Raw genomic sequence first — 26,462 nt, 5'->3', positions numbered from 1 at the left:
ACCGCGAACCCTCGTCAACTCCGGCTTCCGGCCGTCGCCGGCTCGTGGTCTGCGTCCTCGCCGACCGCAGCGCCGGTGAGCTGCGCCTGCGGGCCCGTCAGAGCGGGTGTGAACTTGACCGCGTCGATCAGTTCGGCGATGGCGGCCTGACCGCGGCCATCGATCACCGCGGCGGAGAAACAGGTCTCCAAGTGGTTGTGCAGCATCACGCGGTTCGCGCGTTCGAGCGAGGATTGGACCGCGGAGATCTGCTTCATGACGTCGACGCAGTAGGCGTCGGACTCCACCATCCGGATGATCCCGTCGAGGTGGCCGCGAACCGTCTTGAGCCGATTCAGCGCCGCACGCTTCTTGTCCGTCAGTTCGTCACCCATAACCCACCTCCAACCGGTCGCATCCGGACCGATACCGCCACCCTACCCTACCCCCCCTGGGGTGGGGTAGGGTACGAGCGGAATTCTTGTTGCACCGACAGGAAAGAGGGTGGCGGCGTGGACGACAGCCATCGATCGGGGTGGTCGTGGACCGACATCTGGTTGCCGGCACTCCTGCTGGCGATAGCGGGGCTGGGCTGGTGGTGGTCGGTGGCCGGCGCCGCGGCCACGCAAGGCGACTCGATGCGGATGACTGCCCAGTCTGCGATGTCGCTGGTCGCCTTCCTCATCGCGTGGGTGGCGATGATGGCCGCGATGATGCTCCCGCCCGTCCTGCCCGTCGTCCGGCGCTACGCCCACGCCGCTGCCGACAAGGCTGCGCCGGCGATCATGTTCGTCACCGGATATCTGGGCTTGTGGGGCGCGTTGGGTATCCCGGCCTACGTGGCGTCAATTCGCTTGGATCCGATGGTCCACGCGTGCTCGTGGGTCGGCCGCGTCGCCGGTGCGGTGGCGGTGCTCGCAGGTCTGCATCAGCTCACGCCCTTCAAGGCGACATGCCTGCGGCATTGCCGCTGGCCGATCTCCGCGCCCGGCGGATCCGGCCGCCTTAGCGGGGCGGGCCGCGCATTTCTCGCCGGTGGCCGATACGGCGTTTATTGCGTCGGCTCCTGCTGGATGCTGATGTTGCTGATGATCGCTTTCGGCACAATGCAATTGGCATGGATGATGGGGCTCGCGGTGGTGATCTGGCTGGAAAGGTCGACCCCGTTCGGCGACCAGCTCAGGCGCCTGACGGCGGCGACCCTGGTACTCCTCGGCATTACATTGTTGGCCCACCCGACACTTGTCACCCACCTCATCTCCTGAGGAAGGCCGTGCAGGCCCCAGCGGGCGGCGCGGCTTGCGAGTTGTCGGGCCACCGCTCGACATGCAGCCGACGGAGCGGCTTCCTATGATGGAAAGGCCCGGTTGCACACTGAAATCGAATCGCGAGAGCGGCATCGTGTTCAGTTACTCGCCGTCCACTTTCTCGAGCCGCACAGAGGAGGACTATCGGCCAGGTGAGCAGCTCAAAAGACGACCACGATTACCGCAACCTGGCGGTGAACCGGCTGCGGCCCAGCGAACTTCAATGGGCGCTGAACCATGACGCCGTACACGGGATCGCGTACGCCTTCAAGAATCCCGTCGCCGTGGCCGAATCCATCGACGATCCGGACGACGACCGACTGACGTATCTCATCCGGGTCAAGCGCGACGACTTGGCCAACGCCCTGGGCAAGATCAACGACTGGATCACCGAAAACCCCGGCCCCGCCGGGATGCAGGCCTTCGGATTCGTGCGAGCCCTGTCCCGCGAGGGGCTGACCGAACGCACCAGCGGTGACGACGAACTCCGTTAATCCCCCTCATCGAATTAGCTGGCTTTCGCTATTCGCCGTGCCCAGCGGCCGGTGAAACCTTAGCCTTATGCCTGCGCACGGTCGGTGGCTGAGGAGTCGGGATGGGTGACACGACCGCGGATTCGCGGGAGGGTTCGCAGTTCGGTCCGTACCGGCTGCGGCGGCTGGTCGGCCGCGGCGGCATGGGCGACGTCTATGAGGCCGAGGACACGGTCCGCGAGCGCATCGTCGCGCTGAAACTGATGTCGCAGACGCTGTCCAACGACCCCGTCTTCCGGTCCCGCATGCAGCGGGAGGCCCGCACCGCCGGCCGGCTGCAGGAACCGCACGTCGTGCCAATCCATGACTTCGGCGAGATCGACGGCCAGCTCTATGTCGACATGCGCCTGATCGACGGCAAGGACCTGGCCACGATGCTGAGCCGGTACGGTCCGCTGTCCCCGCCGCGGGCGGTGGCCATCGTGCGCCAGATCGGCTCCGCGCTCGACGCCGCGCACGCCGCCGGGGTGCTGCATCGCGACGTCAAGCCGGAGAACATCCTGGTGAGCGGCGACGATTTCGCCTACCTGGTCGACTTCGGGATCGCCAGCGCCACGTCCGACGAGAAACTGACCCAGTTCGGCACCACCGTGGGCACCGTCAAGTACATGGCGCCCGAGCGGTTCAGCGACGCCGAGGTCACCCATCGGGCCGACATCTACGCGTTGGCGTGCGTGCTCTACGAGTGCTTGACCGGATCCCCGCCGTACACCGGCGACCAGGTCAGCGTGATGGGCGCCCACCTGCACCAGGCGATCCCGCAGCCCAGCGCCGCGCGGGCCGCCATCCCGGTCGCCTTCGACGCGGTGATCGCCCGCGGCATGGCCAAGGATCCCGCCGACCGCTACGCGACCTGCGGTGACCTGTCCGCGGCCGCCTATGCGGCGCTGGCCGAACCCGATCAGGACCGGGCCACCGACATCCTGCAGCGCAGCCAGGTGGCACGGCTACCGGCCGCATTCGCCAACCACCAACCCGCCGGGATCTCCCAGCCGCCCCCGGCGTACACGCCCTCGTCCGGCGCGATGTGGGCGGCGCCGCCGGGGCCCGGGGGTCCGGTGCCCCAGCCGACCGGCTGGGCCGGCGCCCCCGCGTGGGGACCCAGTACGGCCGGGCCGGTCGGGGTGCAGCCGTGGGGTCAACCGCCTCGACCGAGCCGGAAGCCCTGGCTGTGGGTCGGCGTCACCGGCGTCGCCCTGCTGGCCGTCGTGGGCCTGGTCCTGGCCATCGTCCGGCCGTGGGATTCGTCGTCGCCGGCCGAGCCGACGTCGCAACCGCCACCGCCGGACGCCGTCGCGCTGCGGGTCCTCGACGACGGAGTGTTCGTGGGCAGTTCGGCGGCGTCGATGACGATCGACATCTTCAACGAACCCATCTGCCCGCCCTGCGGCAGCTTCATCCGGTCGAATGCGGGCGACATCGAGACCGCGGTGAACAACAAGAAGCTCGCGGTGCGCTACCACCTGCTCGACTTTCTCGACGACAAGTCGCACAGCAAGAACTACTCGACCCGGGCGGTGGCGGCGTCGTACTGCGTCGCCGCGCAAAACGACGCCAAGCTGTACACGGCCTTCTATTCGGGTTTGTTCGCCAGCAACTTTCAGCCCGCCGAGGACGCCGCTGAGGACCGCACCGACGGCGAACTGGCCCAACTCGCCAAGAACATCGGCGCGGACGCGCAAGTCATGACCTGCATCAAGTCCGGAGACGACGTCGGCATGGGGAAGGCGAAGTCCGCGAACGGGTATGCGACGCTGTCCGGCCTGAACGCCAATTCCACACCGTTCGTCTGGGACGGCACCGCGTCGGTGAACTATTCCGACCCGACCTGGCTGACCAAGCTGATCGGGTAGCCGGCCGATGAGGACGACCTCGGGGCTCAGGCGCTCGGTGACGGTCAGCTGTCGGCCCGCCGGTCGCGGTCGCGCTTGACGGGGCCGCGGCCGCGCAATCATGTTGTACTTTTCCTGCGGTGGGACCGCTGGGCGCTCACCTCTTCGACGGGAGTCAGCAGTTGACCGGCGCGCAGGGCTCGCGGGTGGGGACGATGTTCGGCCCCTACCGTCTCAAGCGGCTGCTCGGCCGCGGCGGGATGGGTGAGGTCTACGAGGCCGAGCACACCGTCAAACAGTGGACCGTGGCGCTGAAGTTGATGTCGCACACCTTCAGCCAGGACCCGGTGTTCCGCAGGCGGATGGAACGCGAGGCCCGCATCACCGGCCGGCTGCTGGAACCCCACGTGGTCCCCGTCCACGAGTACGGCGAAATCGACGGGCAGCTGTATCTGGAGATGCGGCTCATCGAGGGCGTCGACCTGGGCAGCCTGCTCGGGCGGGACGGGCCGCTGCCCGCGCCGCGGGCGGTGGCGATCATCGGGCAGGTCGCGTCGGCCCTGGACGCCGCCCATGCGGCCGGGGTGACCCACCGTGACGTCAAACCGCAGAACATCCTGATCACCGCCGACGACTTCGCCTACCTCGTCGACTTCGGGATCGCCAGCGCGCAGAGCGACGACAAACTGACCCAACTGGGCACCGCGGTGGGCACCCTGAAATACATGGCACCCGAACGGTTTTCCAGCGAAGAGGCGACCCCGCGCGCCGACGTCTACGCGCTGGCCTGCGTGCTCTACGAATGCCTGACCGGGACCCCGCCCTACCGCGCCGACAGCACCGGCATGCTGGTCAGCGCCCACATGATGCAGCCCATCCCCAAACCGAGCGAGCAGGGCTGCGGAGTGAGCCCGGCGTTCGATGCGGTCATCGCCGGCGGCATGGCCAAGAACCCGATCGAGCGCTACCCCACCGCAGGCGCCCTGGCCGAGGCCGCGCACAAGGCGCTCAGCGCACCCGAGCGCGAACGCGCCGAAACGATTCTGCGCCACAGTGAACTCCTCGCTCCCGCAACGGATTCCGAGCACGCGGGCGCGCCGGCACCGCGCCGTCGGAACCGCTGGCCGATCGTGGCGGCAGCGACGGTGGCCGTCCTGGCCGTCTGCGCCGTCGCGCTCTGGCTCGTGCTCGAACCCACCGAATCGCGCCACGCCAAGTCCAGCGTGACGAAGACCCCGCCGCCGTCCAGCGCCGCCCCCAACGACGAGCAGGCGCGGCTGATCAGCCTGCTGCCGCCGGGGTACCTGGCCGGCACGTGCACGCCGGCCACCCCGGAATCGGGCAGCATCTGGGTGCACGCGGTGGCGATGGTGACCTGCGGGCAGAACACCCAGCCCGGCGGCCCGAGCCATGCCACCTATGGGCTCTTCCCGACGCCCGACCGGCTGAAGAAGGCCTTCACCGACGACATCGGAAACGTCAGCCTGGTGAACTGCCCCGGCGAGGGCCGCTCACCCGTCAGCTGGCACTACGACCAGACCCCCAACGAGATGGCCGGGTTGATCGCCTGCGGCACCTACCACAACCACCCGAACGTCATCTGGACCAGCGACGAGAAACTCATGCTCAGCGACGTCTCCGGCGACCCGGCCACCGTCGAGGACTTGCACACGTGGTGGGACGCCTACGGCTGATCCCTAGAGGATGTAGAGCATCTCCTGGTAGGTCGGCAATGGCCAAAGGTCATCGGCCACAACCCCTTCCAGCGCGTCGGCCGCCGCGCGCACGGCCTCCATCGCCGGCAGCAGCGCCCCTTGGGCGTGCCTGGCCTCCTCGAGCGCCGAGTCCGCCGAGTGCTCCGACAGCGCCGCCCTGAGCCCCGCCAGCGCGGCGGTGAGGTCGGCCAGCGGGGCCGAAACCGCTTCCAGCGCGGCCATGCTCGGCTGGACCCCGGCGGCCTTCAGCGTCGCGACGTTGGAGGCCAGCTCGGTCTGGTAGCGCAGTGCGGCCGGCAAGATGACGGTCGTCCCGATCTCGAGCGCCAGCTTCGCCTCGACCCCGATGGTCAGCGCGTACTGCTCCAGGCGCACCTCGTAGCGGCTGTGCAGCTCGCGTTCGTTGAAAACCCCGTACTTCTCGAACACTTCGATCGATTCCGGCTTGATCAGTTCCGGGATGGCGTCCAACGTGGTCTTCAGGTTCGGCAGGCCGCGCTCGGCCGCCTCGATCTGCCAGTTCTCCGAATACCCGTCCCCGTTGAAGACCACCGCGCCGTGGTCGGTGATGATCTCGGTGAGAAGTTTCTGCACCGCGGCGTCGAAGTCCTCGCCGCCGTCGACGGCCTTCTCCAAAGTGGTTGCGATGTAATCGAACGACTCGGCCATGATGGTGTTGAGGACGATCATCGGGACGGCGACCGTCTGCCCCGAACCGGGCGCCCGGAACTCGAAGCGGTTGCCGGTGAACGCGAACGGGCTGGTGCGGTTGCGGTCGCCCGCATCCGTCGGCAGGTGCGGCAGGGTGTCGACACCGATGATCATGGTGCCCTTGCCCTTTGACGATGTCGCCGCGCCCTTCGCGATCTGCTCGAACACGTCGGCGAGCTGGTCACCGAGGAAGATCGAGATGATCGCCGGCGGCGCCTCGTTGGCGCCGAGTCGGTGGTCGTTGGTGGCCGATGCGACCGAGACGCGCAGCAGTCCGGCGAACTTGTGCACGGCGCGGATCACCGCGGCGCAGAACACCAGGAATTGGGCGTTCTCATGCGGGGTGTCGCCGGGCACCAGCAGCGAACCCAGCTCGGAGTTGCCCACCGAGAAGTTGACGTGTTTGCCCGAGCCGTTCACGCCGGCGAAGGGCTTCTCGTGGAACAGGCATTCCATGCCGTGCTTTTTGGCCAGCGTCTTGAACACCGTCATCAGCAGCTGTTGGTGGTCGGAGGCGATGTTGGCCCGCTCGAACATCGGGGCGATCTCGAACTGGCCCGGGGCGACCTCGTTGTGCCGCGTCTTGGCGGGGATGCCGAGTTTGAAGAGCTCCCGTTCGGTGTCCATCATGAAGCCGAGGACCCGCTCGGGCACCGAGCCGAAGTAATGGTCGTCGAATTCCTGGCCCTTGGGCGGCCTGGCGCCGAACACGGTGCGGCCGGCGTTGATCAGGTCCGGCCGCGCCAGGAAGAAGTGGCGGTCGACGAGGAAGTACTCCTGCTCCGGCCCGCAGAACGACACCACCTTGTTCAGGTCCTGGTGCCCGAACAGCTTCAGGATGCGCTCGGCGTGGACGCCCATCGCCTGCTGGCTGCGCAGCAGCGGCGTCTTGTAGTCGAGCGCTTCGCCCGTCATCGACACGAAAACCGTTGGGATGCATAGCGTATTGCCGTTCGGGTTCTCCAGCACGTAGGCCGGGCTGGTCACGTCCCAACCGGTGTAGCCGCGCGCCTCGAAAGTGCTGCGCAGCCCGCCCGAGGGGAAGCTGGAGGCGTCGGGCTCGCCCTGGATCAGCGTCTTGCCGGCGAATTCGGCCAGCGTCTGCCCGTCTGAGACGGGCTCGAGGAAGCTGTCGTGCTTTTCGGCGGTCAGCCCCGTCATCGGGTAGAAGACGTGCGCGTAGTGGGTGGCGCCCTTCTCCAACGCCCAGTCCTTCATGGCGACGGCGACCGCGTCGGCGACGGCCGGGTCCAGCTTGGCGCCCTTGTCGATGGTCGCCACGACGGACTTGTACACCGCCTTGGGCAGCCGTGCCTGCATCTCCGCCTTGGTGAAGACGTTGGAGCCGAAGATCTCGCCCGGCAGTTCACCCGGGACGAAGCTGATGGCCGGGGGGACGTATGCCTCGACGTTGTTGATCGCCTGCAGGCGGACAGCGTTGCCGCTCAATGGAATTCCTATCGCTCAAGGGGGGGCCCACCGCTTGTCCTGGAACAAACGGGGTGGACCGGCTCACTGTAGGAACTTCCGATGGCGAGCTTGTTACACGCGCGTCAACGCTATAGCCGCAATGGTTGCGAACAGAAGTCGCGAACCCGCCGGGCTACGGCGTCCCGGTTTCGCGGCCGTCGGGGGGGTCGGCGTCCTCGACCGTCAGGGGCAAGGCCAGCTCCTCGAGCGGGCGTCGTTCGGCCGCGATGCCCAGCCGCAGCTCGACCAGCCCCGCGATCGCCATGACCGCGGCGCCCGTGAGGAACGACCACACCACCTGGCCGCGTTCGCCCGAATTGATCAGCTGCCCGAACAGCAACGGGCCGGTGATGCCGCCGATCGCGGTGCCCACCGCGTAGAAGAACGCGATCGCCAGCGCCCTGGTCTCCATCGGGAAGATCTCGCTGACCGTCAGGTAGGCCGCGCTGGCGCCCGCCGAGGCCAGGAAGAACGCGACCGCGAGGACGCCGATGAACGCCCACACGCCGCCGGTCTGGGTCACGAACAGGATCGCGAGCGCGACGGCCACCACCGCGGAGCCGATGTAGGTGGACGTGATCATCGGCTTGCGGCCGATGCTGTCGAACAGGTGGCCCAGGGCCAGCGGCCCGACGAAGTTGCTCAGGGCCCACAGGATGAAGAACAGCGGCACCTTCCCCGACGGCACGCCGTAGAACCCGCTCAACAGGGTGCCCAGGTTGAACGTCACGCCGTTGTACAGGAATGCCTGCCCCGTGAACAGGGCCAGCCCGAGGACCGCGCGCTGCGGATAGAGCTTGAACGCCACCCTGGCGATCTCGCGGAACGAGATCGTCTCGCGCTGCCGGATTTTCAGCTTGCGCCCCTGCGGCTCGGGCAGCGGCTCCCCGGTTTCGGCCCGCACCGCGTCCTCGATCTCGCCGACGACCCGCTCGGCCTCCTCGTCGCGGCCGTGGATGAACAGCCAGCGCGGGCTCTCCGGGACGTTGCGCCGTACGAGCAGCACGAAGATGCCGAAGATGGCGCCGACGCCGAAGGCCAGCCGCCAGCCGATGTTGGGCGCGAAGTTCGACGTGTCGAGCAGGACGAGCGCGCCGGCCGCCCCCGCGGCCGAGCCGAGCCAGTACGTCCCGTTGATGATCAGGTCGACGCGGCCGCGCAGGCGGGCGGGGATCAGCTCGTCGATGGCCGAGTTGATCGCGGCGTATTCACCGCCGATGCCGGAGCCGGTGAAGAACCGCGCCAGGAAGAAGTACCAGGGGGCGAAGGCGAATGCGGTCGCGACGGTGGCGACCAGGTAGACCGCCAGGGTCAGCATGAACAGGTTGCGCCGACCGAAGCGGTCCGTCAGGTGTCCGAAGAAGAGCGCGCCCAGGCACGCGCCGGCGATGTAGAACGCGGCCGCCACGCCGATCTGCGCCGGGTCGAGGTCGATGCCGCTGCCCTTTTCCGTGAGGCGGGCCGACACGTTGCCCACCATCGTGACCTCGAGCCCGTCGAGGATCCACACCCCGCCGAGGCCGATGACGACCCGCCAGTGGAATCGCGACCAGGGCAGCCTGTCCAGCCGCGCCGGCACGTGGGTGGTGATGGTCCCGGTCTGCACGCTGTCGCTCATCGAGCTCCTCTCCGAGTGATCTTCAGACATACCCGAGCGAAGCGGATGGCAAGCGTCAGCCACGGTCGGTGCGCGACTCCTCGGGGATCCACGCCGCCGGCTGGCCGGGGTGTCCGGGGAACAGGAAGTCGATGAAGGCCGCGGCCGTGGGCTGTGGCTCGTGGTTGGCCAGCCCGGGCCGTTCGTTGGCTTCGATGAAGGCGTACTCCGCGCCGGTGACGTCGGGCACCAGCAGGTCGATGCCCGTGACGGGGATGCCGATCGCCTCGGCCGCCGTGACCGCGACGCGGCACAGTTCCGAGTTCACCACGGCGGTGACGTCGTGAATCGTGCCGCCCTGGTGCAGGTTCGCGGTGCGGCGAACGCGAAGCCGGGTGCCCTGGGGCAGCACGTCGTCGAGCGTCCAGCCCGCCTCGGCGACCGTCGCCTCGGTCAGGTCGTCGAGCGGGATGCGCGACTCGCCGCCGGTGGCCGCCGAGCGCCGCCGGCTTTCGGCCGCGATCAGGTCCCGGATGCTGTGCTCCCCCGTGCCGATGATCTCGGGCGGCATCCGCAGCGCGGCGGCCACCACCCGGCCGTCGATCACCACCAGCCGAAGGTCGTCGCCTTGCACCCGCTGTTCGATCAGCACGTCGGGGTATTGCTCACGCGCGCGGGCCAGCGCGCCGGCGAGCTCTTGGCGACCGCTGTCGGCGGTCACCCCGACGGTGATGCCCTTGCCCTGTTCGCCGCGGGTCGGTTTGACGACCACCTCGCCGACCTCGGCAAGGAAGTTGTAGTCGCCTTCGTCGAACGTGGCCAGGCGGGCGCGCGGCACCGTGATGCCCGCCTCGGAGACCAGGCGCCGCGTCCGGCGCTTGTCGTCGCAGCGGCACATGGCGACCGCCGAGGTGTACTCGGACAGCGATTCGCGGGTGATGACGCTGCGGCCGCCGTGGGTGAGCCGCATCTCGCCGGTCTCGGCATCGAGCACCTCGACCCAGATGCCGCGGCGCAGCGCCTCGTCGGCGATGATCCGGGCGTAGGGGTTGAGGTCGTCGACCGTCTCGGGCGGCGGGCTGAACAGCGGCTCGTTGATGGCGTTCTTGCGCTTGATCGCCAGCACCGGGACTCGGCGGAAGCCCAGCTTTTCGTAGAGGCCGATGGCGGCCGCGTTGTCGTGGGCGACCGAGAGATCCATGTAGGCGCGGCCGGCGTTGTGGAAGCGTTCCGCCAGGGCCCGGGTGAGCGCCGCGCCGATCCCCGGCAGTCCGGCCGCCGGGTCGACGGCCAGGGTCCACAGGCTCGACCCCTGCTCGGGGTCGGAGAACAGCAATTCGTGGTCGACGCCGGTGACGGTGCCCACCACGGCGCCGTCCGCGTCGCGCACCGCCAACAGGTAGGTCACCGCCGGCACGTTGAGGTGGTTGTTCCAGATGACGTCGACCCCGGCGGGCACCATGCCGCAGCGCACGTAGACGCGGTTCATGGCGTCGGCGTCGACCGGGTCGTTCAGTGTGCGCACGGTGATGCCCAGCGGCGACGGCGCCAGGTCCTCGGGCGTGGAATCGGCGAAGCGCAGGCGATAGGTGTGGCTGGGGTCGATGAAGAGCTCGGTCGGCGCCTCGGCGACCACCACGTGGGACTCGCGGGCGTAGATGCAGATGTCGCGGCGCCCGGGCCCCTCCCGCCGCAGCGCCTCCACCAGCTGTTGGGAATCGGCGAACGTCTGGCCGAAGATGAGCCGGCCCCAGCCGAGTTCCAGCTCGACGTCCTTGGCCATCGCCTCCACCAGCTCCGGCGGCGACGCGTCGTGCAGGCCCATCGTGATCGCCTCGGTGGGGTCTCCGGAGGGATCGATGACGGTCATGCCACCGGACCGGTGATGCCGTGCCGCTGCAGCCAGAGTTCGAGCAGGGCGATCTGCCAGAGCTCATTGCCGCGCAGTGGGGTCAGCTTGCTGTTGGGGTCCGCCAGCAGCGCGTCGACCGCCTCCATGCGGAACAGGCCGCGCTCCTTGGCGACGGGCGCGTACAGCGCGTCGCGCACCATGTCGAGGTAGGGCCCCTCGAGGTGGGTCAGCGCGGGAACCGGGAAATACCCCTTGGGCCGGTCGATGACCGCCGACGGAATCACCCGCCGCGCCGCCTGTTTGAGAACGCCCTTGCCCTCGTGCGCGATCTTCAGCTCGGGGGGGCAGGTCGCCGCCAGCTCGACAAGCTCGTGATCGAGGAACGGCACCCGGCCCTCCAGGCCCCAGGCCATGGTCATGTTGTCGACCCGCTTCACCGGGTCGTCCACCAGCATCACGGTGGTGTCGAGGCGCAACGCGCGATCGACGCCCGTCTCGGCACCGGCGCGCGCGAAGTGCTCGGTGACGAAGCGCTCGCTGGGGTCGCCGGGGGCCGTGATGCCCGGCCCCAGCAGGCCCGCCAGCTCCGCCGAGTCGCGGTCGAAGAAGGCGCCGCGGTACTCGGCGACCGCCCCCTGAAGGGACGCCGCGGCCGGCGAGCCCATCGGCGGGTACCAGTGGTAGCCGGCGAACACCTCGTCGGCGCCCTGGCCCGACTGCACCACCTTCACGTGGCGCGCCACCTCCTGGCTGAGCAGGTAGAAGGCGACGCAGTCGTGGCTGACCATCGGCTCGCTCATCGCGCCGATGGCCCCGTCGAGCGCCGGCAGCATCCGCTCGGTGCCGATGCGGATCTGGTGGTGGTCGGTCTCGAAACGCTGGGCGATGATGTCCGACCAGCGGAATTCATCACCCTCGACGCCGCCGGCCGCCTCGAAGCCGATGGAGAAGGTCATCAGGCCGTGCTGGCCCGCCTCGGCGAGCAGGCCGACGATCAGGCTGGAGTCGACGCCGCCGGACAACAGGCAGCCGACCGGCACGTCGGCGACCAGCCGGCGCTTGACCGCGACCCGAAGCGCGTCGAGCACCGCGTCCTCCCAGTCGGTCTCCGACCAGCCGGCGCGGTCCTGGTGCCGGGTGAAGTCCGGGGTCCAATACGTGGTCGTCACGCGCCGGCCGTCGGGCTCGATCGCGATCAGCGACGCCGGCGGCACCTTGCGGACGCCCCGCAGGATGGTCAGCGGCGCGGGGACCACCGAGTGGAACGTCATGTAGTGGTGCAGCGCGACGGGATCGACGCGGGTGTCCACGCCGCCGCCCGTCAACAGCGCCGGCAGGGCCGAGGCGAACCGGATCCGGTGGGCGTCCTCGCTCAGGTAGAGCGGCTTGATGCCGAGCCGGTCGCGGCCGAGCAACACCCGGCCGCTGTCGCGTTCGACGATGGCGAAGGCGAACATGCCGTGCAGGTGGCTGACGAAATCGTCGCGCCAGCGGTGGTACGCCTTGAGCAGGACCTCGGTGTCACTGTGCGAGAAGAACCGGTAGCCGTGCCCGCTGAGTTCGCTGCGCAGTTCCTTGTAGTTGTAGATGCAGCCGTTGAAGGCGATGGCCAGCCCCAGCTCCGAGTCGACCATCGGCTGGGCGCCGGCCTCGCTGAGGTCGATGATTTTGAGGCGGCGATGGCCGAGCGCGACGCGGCCCTGCGACCAGACGCCGGACGCGTCGGGACCCCTTGGGGTCATCACCGCGGCCATCGCCGACACCGCTGCTACATCGGGGACCCGCCCGTCGAGCCGTACCTCCCCGGTGACTCCGCACACTCCTTGGACCATACCGAAGGCGGTTGCGGCGCGCCCGCACGGCCGTTGTGAAATATGTCGGCGCACGGTGTTCGGGTCGACGGAATAGTTTGCATTAAGCCGGCTTGTTTATGCGCCGCGGTGCCGGATTTGCGCGCCGCGATCCCCACGACCGTTAATTCTTGGTTGCACTCTGCTCTCGCCGTCGGGTCCCGCACGGGCCGCTCGCGACGTCCGCGCTCCCGGCTCTCGCCACTGGGCAGCCGCCTGAGGGGACGCCCGCTGCCGGACTGCGCTGCGTCACAACCTCTTTCACCCAGCTCGCGGCCGCCGCCGCCCGGCGGGCCCGGGCACGAGCCGGCGAGCGGTCTCACCACCACGGGCCGAATCGTGTGAGGTGGCGCGGTTGGCGCCGGCAAGAAAGACGCCTCGCCCCTGGCTAATGTTCAGCCACCGTTGGAACTGCACAGCCAAGCCGCACATTGAGGAAGACCCTGACGCGAATGAATGCGCATCGTGGAAATTGGTGGGCACTCGGTGCGATCGCGCTCGCGGCCGCCGGGGTGCTTTTCGCCGCTCCGGCGTCAGCCGATCAAAACGACGATGCGTTCATTGCCGAGATTCAGCGAAACGGAGTGGTCTTCAGCGACCGCGGCGCGGCGATCGCCGCGGGGCACAACATGTGCGCCGGACTCGACAAGGGCAAGACACCGACCTCCCTGGTGCTCAACGTCGTGCGGGCCACCGATCTGTCGGCACACGAAGCGGCCTTCCTTCTCGGTGCTTCCGTGGCGTCTTATTGCCCCCAGCACCGGGCCGCTGTCGGTGCGTCGGCGTCCTGAGCCACCGGGCCGCTAACCGGCGCGCTCCCCGGGCAGCTTGTCATCGCGCTCCGCGGCCGAGCGCTGACCGCCGCCGGCCAGCTCGAGCCGGAGTTCCGCCAGGGCCAGCGAACGCCTGAGCCGCTGTCCGTACAGGCCCACCGATTCGCTGGTCAGCATGTCGTCGTGCCCGCACTCGATCGAGTAGGTGAGGATCTCGCCGGCGACGTGCGGCCGCCAGGACCGCGACAGGAATTCACCGCGATCGCCCGCGTCGTGCGCGGCCGAGAAGACGGTGACGTCCCCGTGGAAGACCCTCGGCCGGTGGGCCCGGTACCGCTCGACGTTCTCGCGAAGGTTGTCGGCAAGCAGGTCGAGAAGCCGCCCGGATCGCGGGTCCCGCGCCGGCTGGTCGTCGGCCGGGACGCCGCCCGGCAGGGTTGCGCCGTCGTCGATGGCGGGTTGGGCGTCGAGCAGGATCAGGCGGGTGACCACGCATCCGCGCCGCTGAAGCTCAACGGCCAGGTCGTGCGCAACGACCCCGCCGAACGACCAGCCGAGAAGGTGATAGGGCCCGGAGGGGTACACCTCCTGCAGCCTGTCGGCGTAGTGCTCCGCCATCTCCCGGATCGATCGGGGTTCGCTTTCCGCGCCCCGGCGGGCCTGTTGGATCCCGACGATCGGGCAGTCCAGGTAATTGCCGAGGACCTGATACGGCCAGCTCACGCCGCCCGCCGGGTGGATGCAGAACAGCGGAACGCCGGCGCCCCGCTTCAGGGTCTGAACCGGAACGACGTCCTGGGCGGGCGGGGTGTCCGTGACCAGCCGCCGGCTCAGACTCCGGACCGTGGGCGCGTCGAACAGGGTGCGCACGGCGAGGTCGACGGCCAGGTTGGCGTTGATAGTCGCGATCAATCGCATGGCGGAAATGCTGTCGCCGCCCAGGTCGAAGAAGGAGTCCTCGACGCCGACCCGCTCGGCGCCGAGCACCTGGGCGAAGATGCCGGCCAGGATCTCCTCGGTCGCGTTCGACGGGGCGCGGTATGCGCCGCCGGTGTACTCCGGTGCCGGCAGCGCGCGGGCGTCGAGTTTGCCGTTCGGTGTCAGCGGCAGCGCGTCGAGTCCCAGCACGGCCGCGGGCACCATGTAGACCGGCAGGCGTCCGGCCAGCGCGGTGCGCGCCTCGGCGGGGTCGGCCGTCCCGGTGATGTAACCGACCAGCCGTTTGTCGCCGGGGCGGTCCTCGCGGGCGATCACCACCGCCTGGTCGACGCCGTCCAGCCGGGCCAGCGCGGCCCGGACCTCACCCAGTTCGATGCGGTATCCCCGGATCTTGACCTGCTCGTCGGCGCGGCCCACGTACTGCAGCTGCCCGTCGGCGCGCCACTGCACGAGGTCACCGGTGCGGTACATGCGTGTGCCGGGTTCGCCGAACGGGCAGGCCACGAACCGCGACCCGGTCAGCCCGGCCCGCCCGAGGTAGCCGGCGGCCACCCCGGTGCCCGCCACGTACAGCTCGCCGACCACCCCGGGCGGCACCGGCCGCAACCAGGCGTCGAGCACGAACAGCCCGGCGCCGGCCACCGGCGAGCCGATCGGCGGTGCGCCCGACCCGGCCGTCAGCGGGGCGCTGATCGCCACACACATGGTGGTCTCGGTCGGGCCGTAGGCGTTGACCATCACCCGCCCCGGCGCCCAGCGGTCGACCACCTCGGCCGGGCAGGCCTCGCCGGCCATCACCAGCGACACCGATTCCAGCCCGGTGCGGTCCAGCATCGCCACCGCCGACGGGGTCTGGGTCAACACGGTGACGCCTTCGTCGAGGAGCAAGGCGCGGAAGTCCAGCGGTGAGCGCACCACCGACTCGGGGACCACCACCACCCGGCCGCCGCGCAGCAGCGGAGCGAAGATCTCCCACACCGACACGTCGAAGGCGTACGAGTGGCACTGCGTCCACACACCGGGGTTCGGCAGGCCGGCGTCGAGCGAGCCGATCAGCCGGGTCACGTTCTGATGGGTGACCGCCACGCCCTTGGGCACACCGGTCGTCCCCGAGGTGTAGATGATGTAGGCCACGCCGTCCGCCGCCGGCGCCGGCAGCGCGGTGCGCGGACAGCCGTCGATGCGCGGGTCCTCGATGTCGATCACCCGCGCATCGCACCCGTTCAGCCGTGACCGCAATCCCGCGGTGGTGACCGCGGCGACGGGGGCGGCGTCCTCGAGCATGAAGCTGATCCGGGAGCGGGGGGCGGCCGGGTCGATCGGCAGGTACGCCGCCCCCGTCTTGAGCACCGCCAGGATCGCCACGATCGCCTGCGCCGAACGCGAGAACAGCAGCGCCACCGACTGACCGGGACCGGCGCCCTCGGCGACCAACAAGTGCGCCAGCCGGTTCGCGGCCTCGTCGAGTTCCCGGTAGGTCATGGACACGTCGGACCAGCCGACCGCCGCCGCGTCCGGGCGGTGCGCGACCTGCACGGCGAACGACTCCACGATCGACGCCGCCGCGGGCACCGGCCGGGTCAGCGCCGCCCGGTTGCCGATCTCGTCCAGCCGGGCGTGTTCGGGCCCGTCCAGCAGGTCGAGCGACGAGAGCCGCCGGGCCGGGTCGGCGGTCATCGCCACCAGCACCCGCTCCAGCCGTTCGGTCAGCGCGGCGACGGTGTGCGCGTCGAACACGCCCGCGTCGTATTCCACGCGCAGGCCGAGCCGTTCGCCGGAGAGGGCGGCCTGCATCGTCAGCGGGTAGTGGTTGCGTTCGAAGACGTCGAAGTCGGTGATGGACAGCTCGTGGTCGACCGCCATCGCGGACGTTTCCAACGGATAGTTCTCGTAGGCGAACAGCGTGTCGAACAGCTTTTCGTGGCCGGTCATCCGGTGGATTTCGTTGAGCGACAGGTGCTCATGCTCGAGCGTCTCATAGTGCGCGCTCTGCAGCTGGTCCAGCAGGTCGGCGGTGTTGGTTTCCGGGGTGATGCGGGCGCGCACCGGGATGGTGTTGATCAACAGGCCCACCATCGATTCGGCGCCGGCCACCTCGGCCGACCGGCCCGAGACGGTGGTGCCGAACGCCACGTCGTGGTTGCCCGTCAGCCAGGTGAGCAGCTGCGCCCACGCGGCCTGCAACACGGTGCTCACGGTGGTCTGGTGAGACCGGGCCAGCTCGCCGAGCGCCCGGGTGGTCCCGGCCGACACCGCGAACGTCTCGAGGCCCCGGGCGCCCGGCTCCAACTGGTGCGGCGGCCCGACGAGCGTCGGGGTGCCGAAGCCGGCGAGCACCTGACCCCACGCAGCCCGCGCGGCATCCAGATCACGCTCGGCCAGCCAGGTGACAAAGCGCCGATAGGGCGCCGGCGGGGCCAGCCGCTGCCCGGTGAGGCTGGCGAAGGTCTCGTTGACCAGGATGGGCACCGACCAGCCGTCCAGCACGATGTGATGGATGGTGAGCACCAGCCGGTGCCGGTTCGTCGCGGTGCGGATCATGGCCACCCGGAAGGCCGGCCGGTCGGCCAGGTCGTAGACCGCGGCGCGTTCGGCGGCGCAGAGTTCCTGAACCCGCGCGCCGGGGTCGCCGCCGTCGAGTTCGACGTAACGCCATGCCATCGTCGGGTTCGCCGGGATCACCTGCACCGGTTCGTCGGGCCGGTCCCAGAACCGGGCGACCAGGTGTGGGTGCCGGTCCACCACGGTTTGCACCGCGTCGCGCAGCCGGTCGGGGTGGAGCGGGCCGGTGACCCCGATGTCCAGCTGCACCACGTAGAGGTCGTCGGCGCCGCCCCGGGTGGTGGTGGCGTGGAACAGCAGCCCCTGCTGCAGGGGGGTCAGCGGCAGCACGTCGGCGATCGGGGTGTCCCGTTCGAGCTCGTCGATCTGCCGCTGCGTCAACCGGGCCGGCAGGATGTCCGACGGGGACAGCCCGCCACCACCGGATCGCACGTGGGCGCAGATGCCGGTCAGCGCCTCGAACCAGAGCCGGGCCAGCCGGGCGACCTGCTCGCGGTCCAGCGCCGAGGGCGCCCATGTCCAGTTGGCGTGCAGCTGCGGGCCCGCCTCGGTGTCGGCGGTGCCCGCGTTGAGGTCCACGGTGTGCATCAGCGGCATGGGCACCGCCGTGCTGGTGCCGGTCACCGAGGAGCCGTCGCGGGAAATCCGCCACAACTCGTCGGACAGCTCGGCCGCGGCGCCGCCCAACCGGCCGAGGTAGTTGAAGCCGATCGTCGGGTCGGCGCCGCCCAGGTCGACATCGGCGTTCAGGTAGCGCAGCAGCCCGTAGGTCAGCGGGTCGGGCAGGGCGCGCAGCTGCTCCTTGGCCTCCTTGAGCACCTCCCCCAGCGCGGGATCGCCGGAAACCACGTGCGCCCAAGGCAACTCACCCACTGCCAGGGATACCGGGTATTTGGCGGTGAACCAGCCGACGGTGCGCGACAGGTCGACTCCGGCGGCGAGTTCCTCGTGGCGGCCGTGGCCCTCGACGTCGATGCCGATCGGCGCGCTGCCGCCCGAGAACTCCGCCCAGGCCAGGGCGTAGCCGATCAGCAGGATGTCGTTGACGCCGGCATGGAAGGCCGCCGGCGCCGCACCGAGCAGCGCGCGGGTGGTCTGCGCGTCGAGTTGCACCGACAGGTGCTCGGCGGTCTCGTACGTGTCGGTGTCGGGGTCCACCGCCGGCAGCGCGGGCGGGGTCGCCGCGACCTTCCGCCAGGCGTCGGCGTGCCCGATGACCGCCGGGGCGTGCGCGTGCTCGCTCAGCAGCGCGGCCCAGCGGGCGAACGACGTCCCGCCCGGCGGCAACGCCACCTGCTGCCCGCCGCGATGCTGGGCCCAGGCGATGTTCAGGTCCTCCAACAGGATTCGCCAGGACACCCCGTCGACGGCCAGGTGGTGGATGATCAGCACCAATTGGCGGGCGGGGGCGGCGAACAGCGCGCTGACCATCACCCCGGCGGCCGGGTTCAGCCGCGACCGCGCCTCGATCACCGCCGCGTCGGACAGCTCGTCCACGGTGTGCAGGCGGTCGGCGGCGTGCACCGAACCGGCCTCGGGCACCGTCAGCGACCCCTCGTCGTCCACGCGCAGCCGCAGCATCGGGTGCCGGTCCAGCAGGGCCTGCAGCACCGCCAGCACGTCGGCCTCGGTGACCCCGGCGGGCGCCTCCACGACCATGGTCTGGTTGAACTGGTCGACCGGCCCGTCGACCTGCTGCAGCCAGCGGATGATCGGCGTCGCGGGCAGCTCCCCGGTGCCCTCATCGGTGAGGTCGGCGTCGCCGTCGGCCGTTCCGACGACGCGGGCCAGCCGGGCCACGGTCTGCTCGACGAACACGTCGCGGGTCCGGCACGTCAGGCCGGCCGCGCGGGCCCGCGTCACCACCTGCATCGACGAGATGCTGTCGCCGCCCAGGTCGAAGAAGGACTCGTCGACCCCGACCCGCTCCACGCCCAGCACCTGGGCGTAGATGCCGGCCAGGACCTCCTCGACGTCACTGCTGGGGGCGCGGTAGCGGTCGGCGTCGGAGTATTCCGGCGCCGGCAGGTCCCGGGTGTCGAGCTTGCCGTTGGGTGTCAGCGGCAGCGCGTCGAGCGACACCACCGCAACCGGAACCATGTAGGCGGGCAGCCGGTCGGCCAACCGCGCGCGGAGCTCGGCCGCGTCGGCGGACCCCGTCACGTACCCGACCAGTCGCTGCTCGCCGGGCCGGTCCTCGCGGGCGACGACGGCCGCCTGCCGCACCCCGCGCAGCTCGGCCAGCGCCGCCTGGATCTCGCCGAGTTCGATCCGGTAGCCGCGGATCTTGACCTGATCGTCGGCGCGGCCAAGGTACTGCAGCTGCCCGTCGGCGCCCCAGCGGACCAGGTCACCGGTGCGGTACATCCGTGCCCCCGGCCCGCCGAACGGGCAGGCCACGAACCGCGACGCCGTCAGCGCCGACCGCCGCCAGTACCCGCGCGCCAGCCCGCCCCCGGCCACGTACAGCTCCCCGACCACCCCGGGCGGCACCGGCCGCAGGGACTCGTCGAGCACGAACAACGCCGCCCCGGCGACCGGGGAGCCGATCGGAACCACGGCGTCTCCGGTCTTGAGCGGCGCGCTGATCGCCGCGTACACCGTGGTCTCGGTGGGGCCGTAGGCGTTGATCATCACGCGCCCGGGCGCCCACCGGTCGACCAGCTCCGTCGGGCAGGCCTCGCCGGCAACGACCAACGCGGCCGACTCCAACCCGCGCGGGTCCAGCATGGCGGCGGCCGACGGGGTCTGGCTCAGCACGCTGACCCGCTCGGCGATCAGCAGGGCGTGCAGCTCTTCCGGTGAACGGACCACCGCGTCGGGGACCACCACCAGGCGCCCCCCGCGCAGCAGCGCGCCGAAGATCTCCCACACCGACACGTCGAAGCCGTAGGAGTGCCACTGCGACCACACCCCGGCCGCCGGCAGGCTGGCGTCCACCGACACCATCAGCTGGGTGACGTTGCGGTGGCTGACCGCCACGCCCTTGGGCTTCCCGGTCGTCCCCGAGGTGTAGATGAGGTAGGCGACGTCATCCGCGCCGGGCGCCGCCAGGGCGGTGGCGGGCTGGGCCTCGACGACGGGATCGCCCACGTCGATCACCGCCACGTCGTGCTCGTCCAGCCGGTGGACCAGCTCGGCGGTCGTGACCACCGCGACCGGCGCGGCGTCGGCGAGCATGAAGCCGATGCGGGCCGCCGGGTGGGCGGGGTCGATGGGCAGGTAGGCCGCCCCGGTTTTGAGCACCGCCAGGATCGCCACGATCGCCTCGGGCGAACGCGAAAACATCAGCGCCACGGCCTGACCCGGGCCGGCACCCTCGCTGATCAACAGGTGCGCCAACCGGTTTGACGCCTCGTCGAGCTCGCGATACGTCCACGACAGCTGGCCGCCGCCGAGCGCCGGCGCGTGCGGCGTGCGCGCCACCTGGGCGGCGAACGCCTCGGGAATCGACGCCGGCGCGGCGACCGGCGCGGTCAGCGCCGCCCGGTTGCCGATCTCGTCGACGCGGGCGTGCTCGGCCGCGTCGAGCAGGTCGACCGACGAGACGGCGCGGCCGGGATCGGTGGTCATCGCCGCGAGCACCCGCTGCAGGCGTCCGACCAGTGTCTCGATGCTGTCGGCGTCGAACACGTCCGTGCGGAACTCCACCCGCCCGCCGATGCCGGCGGGCTCGTTCGCCTCGGTCCAGCGCTCGGCCAGCGAAAACGTCAGGTCCATGCGGGCGACCTGGGTGTCCAGCGGCATCGAGGTGACCTGAACGTCGCCCAGCGACAGCCCGGACGCGGCGTCGCTGTCCTGCCCGCCGAAGTTCTGCCAGGCCAGCATCACCTGGATCAGCGGGTGATGGGTCAGGCTGCGGGCCGGGTTGATCCGCTCGACCAGCACCTCGAACGGCACGTCCTGATGCTCGAACGCCTCCAGGCTGCGCGTGCGCACCCGGTCCAACAGCTCGGCGAAGGTGGGGTCGCCGGCCACGTCGACCCGCAGCACCAGGGTGTTGACGAAGAACCCGACCAAGTCGTCGAGCGCGGGGTCGCGCCGCCCGGCGATCGGGAAGCCCACCGCCACATCGGAACTCGCACCGACCTTGGACAGCAGCACCGCCAGCGCGGCCTGCACCACCATGAAGCTGGTGGCGTTGTGTTCACGGGCGACCGCGGTGACCTGCTGCTGCAGGTCGGCGGGCCAGTCGATGGCCACCGTGGCCCCGCGCTGGTCGGCGACCTGCGGGTAGGGCCGGTCGGTGGGCAGCTGCAACCGCTCGGGCATGCCGGCCAGGGTCTCTTCCCAGTAGGCCAGCTGGGCGGCGATGCGGCTGTCGCCGTCCTTCAGGTCGCCGAACTGGGCCCGCTGCCACAGCGTGTAATCGACGTACTGGACCGGCAATTCGCCCCACTCGGGGGGCTCCCCCGCGCACCGGGCGGCGTACGCGACGCCGAGATCGGCGGCCAACGGCCGCAACGACCAGCCGTCCGCGGCGATGTGGTGCACGACGGCCACCAGCACGTGCTCGTCATCGGCGACGCGGAAGAGCCAGGCGCGCAACGGGATATCGGTCGCCAGGTCGAAGGTGTCGCGGGCCGCGGCCTTGACGGCCCCTTCCAGTCGGCTCGCCGACCAGTCATGCGCGTCGATGACCCGCCACCCGAAGTCGGCCCGCTCCGCGGGGATGACCACCTGCTGCGGCGATCCCTCGGGTGCGGAGAACACCGTCCGCAGGGTTTCGTGCCGGGCCACCACGTCGGCCAGCGCCGCCCCGAGCGCCTGCGCGTCGAGCCTGCCGCGCAGGCGCATGGCCGCCGCCATGTTGTAAACCGGTGACGGGCCCTGCAATTGGTCGAGGAACCACAACCGGCCCTGGGCGAACGACAGCGGGATCACCGCGGGCCGGGGGCCGGCCACCAGCGGTGCCAGGCCGCCCGCGCCCTCGCCGATCCGGGGCGCCAGCTGGGCGATGGTGGGCGCCTCGAAGATGGCGCGCACCGACAGGTAGTCGTCGAGGTCGGTGTTGACCGCCGCGATCACCCGCATCGCCGAAATGCTGTCTCCACCAAGGTCGAAGAACGACTGGTCGACGCCGACCCGCTCGAGACCAAGGACTTGGGCGTAGATTCCGGCCAGGATTTCCTCGGTGGGATTCGTCGGGGCGCGATACCCGGACGCGGTGTATTCGGGTGGGGGCAGGGCGCGGGTGTCGAGTTTGCCGTTGAGGGTCATCGGCAGTGACTCGAGTGCGACGATGGCGGCCGGGACCATGTAGCCGGGCAGCCGCTGGGCCAGCGCGGTGCGCACCCCGTCGGGGTCGGCGGTGCCGGTGAGGTAGCCGACCAGGCGCTTGTCGCCGGGACGGTCTTCCCGCACGATGACCACCGCGTCCTCGACGCCGTCCAGGGCGGCCAGCGCCGAGCGGACTTCGCCGACCTCGATGCGGTAGCCGCGGATCTTGACCTGCTCGTCGGCGCGTCCCACATACCGCAGCTGCCCATCAGCACCCCAGCACACCAGATCGCCCGTCCGATACATCCGCTCACCGGGCCCGCCGAACGGGCACGCCACGAACCGCGACGCGGTCAACCCCGCCCGGCGCACATACCCCAGCCCGACCCCGCGACCGGCCACATACAACTCACCGACCACCCCGACCGGCACCGGCCGCAACCAGCCGTCCAGCACGAACAACCCCGCCCCGGGCACCGCCGACCCGATCGGCGGCGCCCCCGATTTGGCGGCCAGCGGGGTGCTCATCGAGGCAAAGATGGCGCTCTCGGTCGGCCCGTAGACGTTCATCATCGCCCGCCCCGGCGCCCACCGGTCCACCAGCTCCGCCGGCACCGGCTCGGCCCCGATCACCAGCGCCGTGGAATCCAGACCCTGCGGTGAGAGCATCCGCACCGCCGCCGGGGTCTGACTCAACACCGTGACCCGCTCGGCGACCAGCAACGCGTGGAAATCCTTGGGCGAGCGGGCCACGGCCTCGGGCACCACCACCAGCCGCCCACCATGCAACAACGCACCCCAGATCTCCCATACCGAGAAATCGAAGGCATACGAATGGAACTGGGTCCACACCTGATCCGGCGCCAACGCCACCCCCACCGCCGGCGCGTCGAACAACCGCGTCACATTGGCGTGGCTAACCGCCACCCCCTTGGGCACCCCCGTGGTCCCCGACGTATAGATGATGTGCGCGACATCCTCCGGATCGGGCCCCGGCAACGCGGTCGGCGGCTGCGCCTGCAGGGCGGGGCTGTGCACGTCGACGACCGGCAGCACGCGAGCCGCCAGCTTCTCGGCCAGCTCCGCGGTGGTCACCGCCGCCGCCGGCGCGGTGTCGGCGAGCATGAACTCGATGCGCGCCGGCGGCAACCCCGGGTCGATCGGCAGATACGCCGCCCCCGACTTGAGCACACCCAGGATCGCCACGATCGCCTCGGTCGAACGCTCGAACAGCACCGCCACCGACGCCCCCGGGCCCGCGCCGCGGCCAATCAACGCGTGCGCCAACCGGTTCGACGCCTCATCGAGCTCCCGATACGTCATCGACCGGCCCTCGAAACGGACCGCCGTCGCCATCGGACTACGGGCCACCTGCGCGGCGAACAACGCCGGAATCGACACCGGCACCCACGGCCGGCTCAGCACCGCCCGGTTGCCGATCTCGTCCAGCCTGCGGTGTTCACCGGCGTCCAGCGCATCGATCGATGACAACGGGCGGGCCGGGTCGGTGGTCATGGCGGTCAGCACCCGCCGCAGCCGCTCGACCAACGTCGCGACGGCGTCCGGGCCGAACACGTCGGTGTCGTATTCGACGCGCAGCCGCAGTTGGTGCCCCGGCTGGGCCTGGATCGTCAGCGGGTAGTGGGTGGATTCGCGGCTGGTGATGTCGGTGATGGCCAACTCCTGATCACCCGACAAGGCGGCCGCGTCGATCGGATAGTTCTCGTAGGCGAACAGGGTGTCGAACAGCTTGTCCTGGCCGGTGATGCGGTGAATGTCGTTGAGCGCCAGGTGCTGATGGTCGAACGTGTGGTTGTTGGCGGCCTGCAGTTGCTCGAGCAGGTCGGCGGCGGTGGTCGTCGGGCTGAGCTTGGCCCGCACCGGCACGGTGTTGATCATCAGGCCGACCATCGATTCAGCGCCGAGGAGTTCGGCCGGCCTGCCCGAGACCGTGGTCCCGAAGGCGACGTCGTGCTGCCCGGTCAACCAGCACAGCAGTTGCGCGTAGCCGGCCTGCAGCACGGTGTTGACGGTGGTGTGGCAGGAGCGGGCGAGTTCGCCGACGGCGCGGGTGAGATCGGCTGGCAGGCTGAGTGTTTGGACGCCTTGCTCGCCCGGCTGCAGCCGGTCTTGGCGGCCGACGAGCGTCGGGGCGTCGAAGCCCGCGAACACCTCCGCCCAGGCGGTGCGGGCGGCGTCGCGGTCGCAGGCGGTCAGCCAGGTGACGAAGTCGCGGTAGGGCGCCGCGGCGGGGAGGCGCTGGCCATAGTAGCCGGCGAAGATGTCGCCCAACAGGATCGGCATCGACCAGCCGTCGAGCACGATGTGGTGGTTGGTCAGCACGAGCCGGTACCGGTCAGCGGCGGTGCGGATCAGGGCCACCCGGAAGGGCGGCTGGCCCTCGAGGTCGCAGACGGCGGCGCGTTCGGCCGCGCAGAGCCGCTCGACGCGCTCGTCGACGTCAACCTCGGCGCCCAGCTCCAGGTACTGCCAGGCCGGCGCGGGGTCGGCCACGATCACCTGCACCGGCTCGTCGAACTGGTCGAAGAATCGGGCCACCAGGTTCGGATGCCGCCGGACCACCGCGAGCACGGCGTCGCGCAGGCGGTCGGGGTTCAGCGGGCCGGCGATGGCGATGTCCAGCTGGCCCGCGTAGAGGTCGCTGGAGTCCTGGCCCGCGCCCCGCACGGTGTTGGCGTGGAAGAGCAGCCCCTGCTGCACTGGGGTCAGCGGCAGCACGTCGGCCATGTGGCATCGCCGCTCTAGCTGGTCGATCTGCTTCTGGTTGAGGCGCGCGGGTGCGACGTCCGACGGCGTCAATCCCCCGCCGCCGGCATGCACGTGCGCGCAGATCCCGGCCAGGGCCCCGAACCACAATCGGCTCAGCCGGTCGACCTGCCCGTCGTCCAGCGCCGACGGCGCCCACGTCCAATGCGCCTGCAGCCGCGGGCCGTCCTCGGTGTCGACGGTGGCGGCGTTGAGCTCGAGGGTGTGCATCAGCGGCATCGGGATGGCCGCGGCCGCGCCGGTGACCGGGCCCGGCACCGGTCGCCACATCTCCTCGGTGAGCTCGGCGCCGCCCTGACGCCCCAGGTAGTTGAACCCGATCGGCGGGTCGGAGCCGTCCAGGCCCGCCTCGGTGTTCAGGTAGCGCAGCAGCCCGTAGGTCAGCGGGTCGGGCAGGGCGCGCAGCTGTTCCTTGGCGTCCTTGATCGCCGCCCCCAACGCCGGGTCGCCGGAAACGACTTGCGCCCAACGCAATTCACCCGTCGCCAATGACACCGGGTATTTGGCGGTGAACCACCCGACGGTGCGCGACAGGTCGATGTCGCGGCCCAGTTCCTCGTGGCGGCCGTGGCCCTCGACGTCGATGCCGATCGACGTCCCGCCATCGGCGCGGGGGCCCTGGAACTCGGCCAGCGCCAGGGCGAACGAGATCAGCAGGATGTCCTGGACGCCGGCGCCGAACGCCGCGGGCACCGCGCCGAGCAGCGCGCCGGTGGTCTCGGCGTCCAGCTCCGCCGAGAGCTGCCCGGCGCTGGCGAAGGTGTCCAGCTCGGGGCGCACCGCGGGCAGCGCCGCGGGCGTCGCCGCCACCTGCCGCCAGGAGTCCAGCTGGTCCACCACGTCGGGGTCGTCGGCGCGCTCGGTCAGCTGCGCGGCCCACCGCGCGAACGACGTCCCCGCCGCCGGCAGCGCCACCGGCTGGCCCAGCCGGAGCTGGGCCCAGGCGATGTTCAAGTCCTCCAACAGGATTCGCCAGGACACGCCGTCGACGGCCAGGTGGTGGATGATCACCACCAGCTGGGCGGTGGAGGTGACCCACAGCGCGCTGAGCATCGCCCCGGCGGCCGGGTTCAGCCGGGACCGGGCGTCGATCAGCGCCGCGTCGGAGAGCTCGGCCACGGTGTGCAGGCGGTCTGCGGCGTCCACCGCACCCGGCTCCGGGACCGTCAGCGACCATCCGTCCTCGACACGCAGCCGCAGCATGCCGTGGCGGTCGAGCAGGGCCTGCAGCACCACGAGCACATCGGCCTCGCCAACCCCGGCGGGGGCCTGGACCAGCATCGCCTGGTTGAACTGGTCGACGGGGCCCTCTACGCCCTGCAGCCAGCGGATGAT

Annotated in this window: 10 protein-coding genes and 1 pseudogene (1 of these 11 only partly in view); 5 read left to right on the top strand and 6 right to left on the bottom strand. The window is 70.4% G+C overall.

The features are described 5' to 3' along the window. Positions 1-14 precede the first annotated feature (14 nt). Positions 15-374: a copper-sensing transcriptional repressor CsoR gene (csoR, locus tag G6N51_RS02590; protein WP_083171528.1), complete on the bottom strand. Its 360-nt coding sequence runs from the start codon at positions 372-374 to the stop codon at positions 15-17. A 117-nt stretch (positions 375-491) separates the two neighbouring features. Here csoR and G6N51_RS02585 point away from each other — a divergent pair, with 117 nt between their 5' ends. The 4 genes from G6N51_RS02585 to G6N51_RS02570 all read left to right on the top strand — a co-directional run bounded on the left by G6N51_RS02585 (position 492) and on the right by G6N51_RS02570 (position 5,345). Next, entirely contained in the window at positions 492-1,244 is a 753-nt protein-coding gene (locus tag G6N51_RS02585; protein WP_083171529.1) for a DUF2182 domain-containing protein, read from the top strand. A gap of 194 nt (positions 1,245-1,438) precedes the next feature. Then, the gene (locus G6N51_RS02580) at positions 1,439-1,780 is read left to right on the top strand and encodes a hypothetical protein (RefSeq protein ID WP_083171530.1); all 342 of its coding nucleotides are present in this window, start codon (positions 1,439-1,441) and stop codon (positions 1,778-1,780) included. 101 nt (positions 1,781-1,881) lie between these two features. Beyond that, a complete protein-coding gene (locus G6N51_RS02575; RefSeq protein ID WP_083171531.1) occupies positions 1,882-3,672 on the top strand; it encodes a serine/threonine protein kinase PknE in 1,791 nt (596 codons plus the stop codon). Positions 3,673-3,833: 161 nt separating this feature from the next. Then, positions 3,834-5,345: a serine/threonine-protein kinase gene (locus tag G6N51_RS02570; RefSeq protein ID WP_083171532.1), complete on the top strand. Its 1,512-nt coding sequence runs from the start codon at positions 3,834-3,836 to the stop codon at positions 5,343-5,345. Positions 5,346-5,348: 3 nt separating this feature from the next. On the opposite strand, the gene G6N51_RS02565 is transcribed toward G6N51_RS02570, so the two are convergent. From G6N51_RS02565 to G6N51_RS02550, 4 genes are all read right to left on the bottom strand, one after another. Next, on the bottom strand, positions 5,349-7,526 hold the full coding sequence (locus G6N51_RS02565; RefSeq protein ID WP_083171533.1) for a glutamine synthetase III family protein: 2,178 nt from the start codon (positions 7,524-7,526) through the stop codon (positions 5,349-5,351). A 154-nt stretch (positions 7,527-7,680) separates the two neighbouring features. After that, positions 7,681-9,165 carry an MFS transporter gene (locus tag G6N51_RS02560; protein ID WP_083171534.1) on the bottom strand — a complete coding sequence of 495 codons (1,485 nt, stop codon included), beginning with the start codon at positions 9,163-9,165 and terminating at the stop codon, positions 7,681-7,683. Between the two features lie 55 nt (positions 9,166-9,220). Beyond that, the gene (gene ngg, locus G6N51_RS02555) at positions 9,221-11,014 is read right to left on the bottom strand and encodes an N-acetylglutaminylglutamine synthetase (protein ID WP_083171535.1); all 1,794 of its coding nucleotides are present in this window, start codon (positions 11,012-11,014) and stop codon (positions 9,221-9,223) included. Beyond that, positions 11,011-12,816, bottom strand: a complete 1,806-nt coding sequence (locus tag G6N51_RS02550; protein WP_083171536.1) for an N-acetylglutaminylglutamine amidotransferase — start codon at positions 12,814-12,816, stop codon at positions 11,011-11,013. Before G6N51_RS02550 ends, ngg begins: the two co-directional genes overlap by 4 nt. 482 nt (positions 12,817-13,298) lie before the next feature. Here G6N51_RS02550 and G6N51_RS02545 point away from each other — a divergent pair, with 482 nt between their 5' ends. Continuing rightward, on the top strand, positions 13,299-13,637 hold the full coding sequence (locus tag G6N51_RS02545) for a DUF732 domain-containing protein (RefSeq protein ID WP_083171537.1): 339 nt from the start codon (positions 13,299-13,301) through the stop codon (positions 13,635-13,637). Between the two features lie 12 nt (positions 13,638-13,649). Here the strand turns inward: G6N51_RS02545 and G6N51_RS29530 are convergent. Beyond that, positions 13,650-26,462, bottom strand: a pseudogene (locus tag G6N51_RS29530) (non-ribosomal peptide synthase/polyketide synthase); it runs 18,301 nt beyond the window's last position.

The sequence above is a fragment of the Mycobacterium paraseoulense genome (assembly GCF_010731655.1).
Lineage (GTDB): Bacteria > Actinomycetota > Actinomycetes > Mycobacteriales > Mycobacteriaceae > Mycobacterium > Mycobacterium paraseoulense.
The sequence above is the reverse complement of the archived record's forward strand: the minus strand, read 5'-3'. Positions and strand labels throughout refer to the sequence as shown.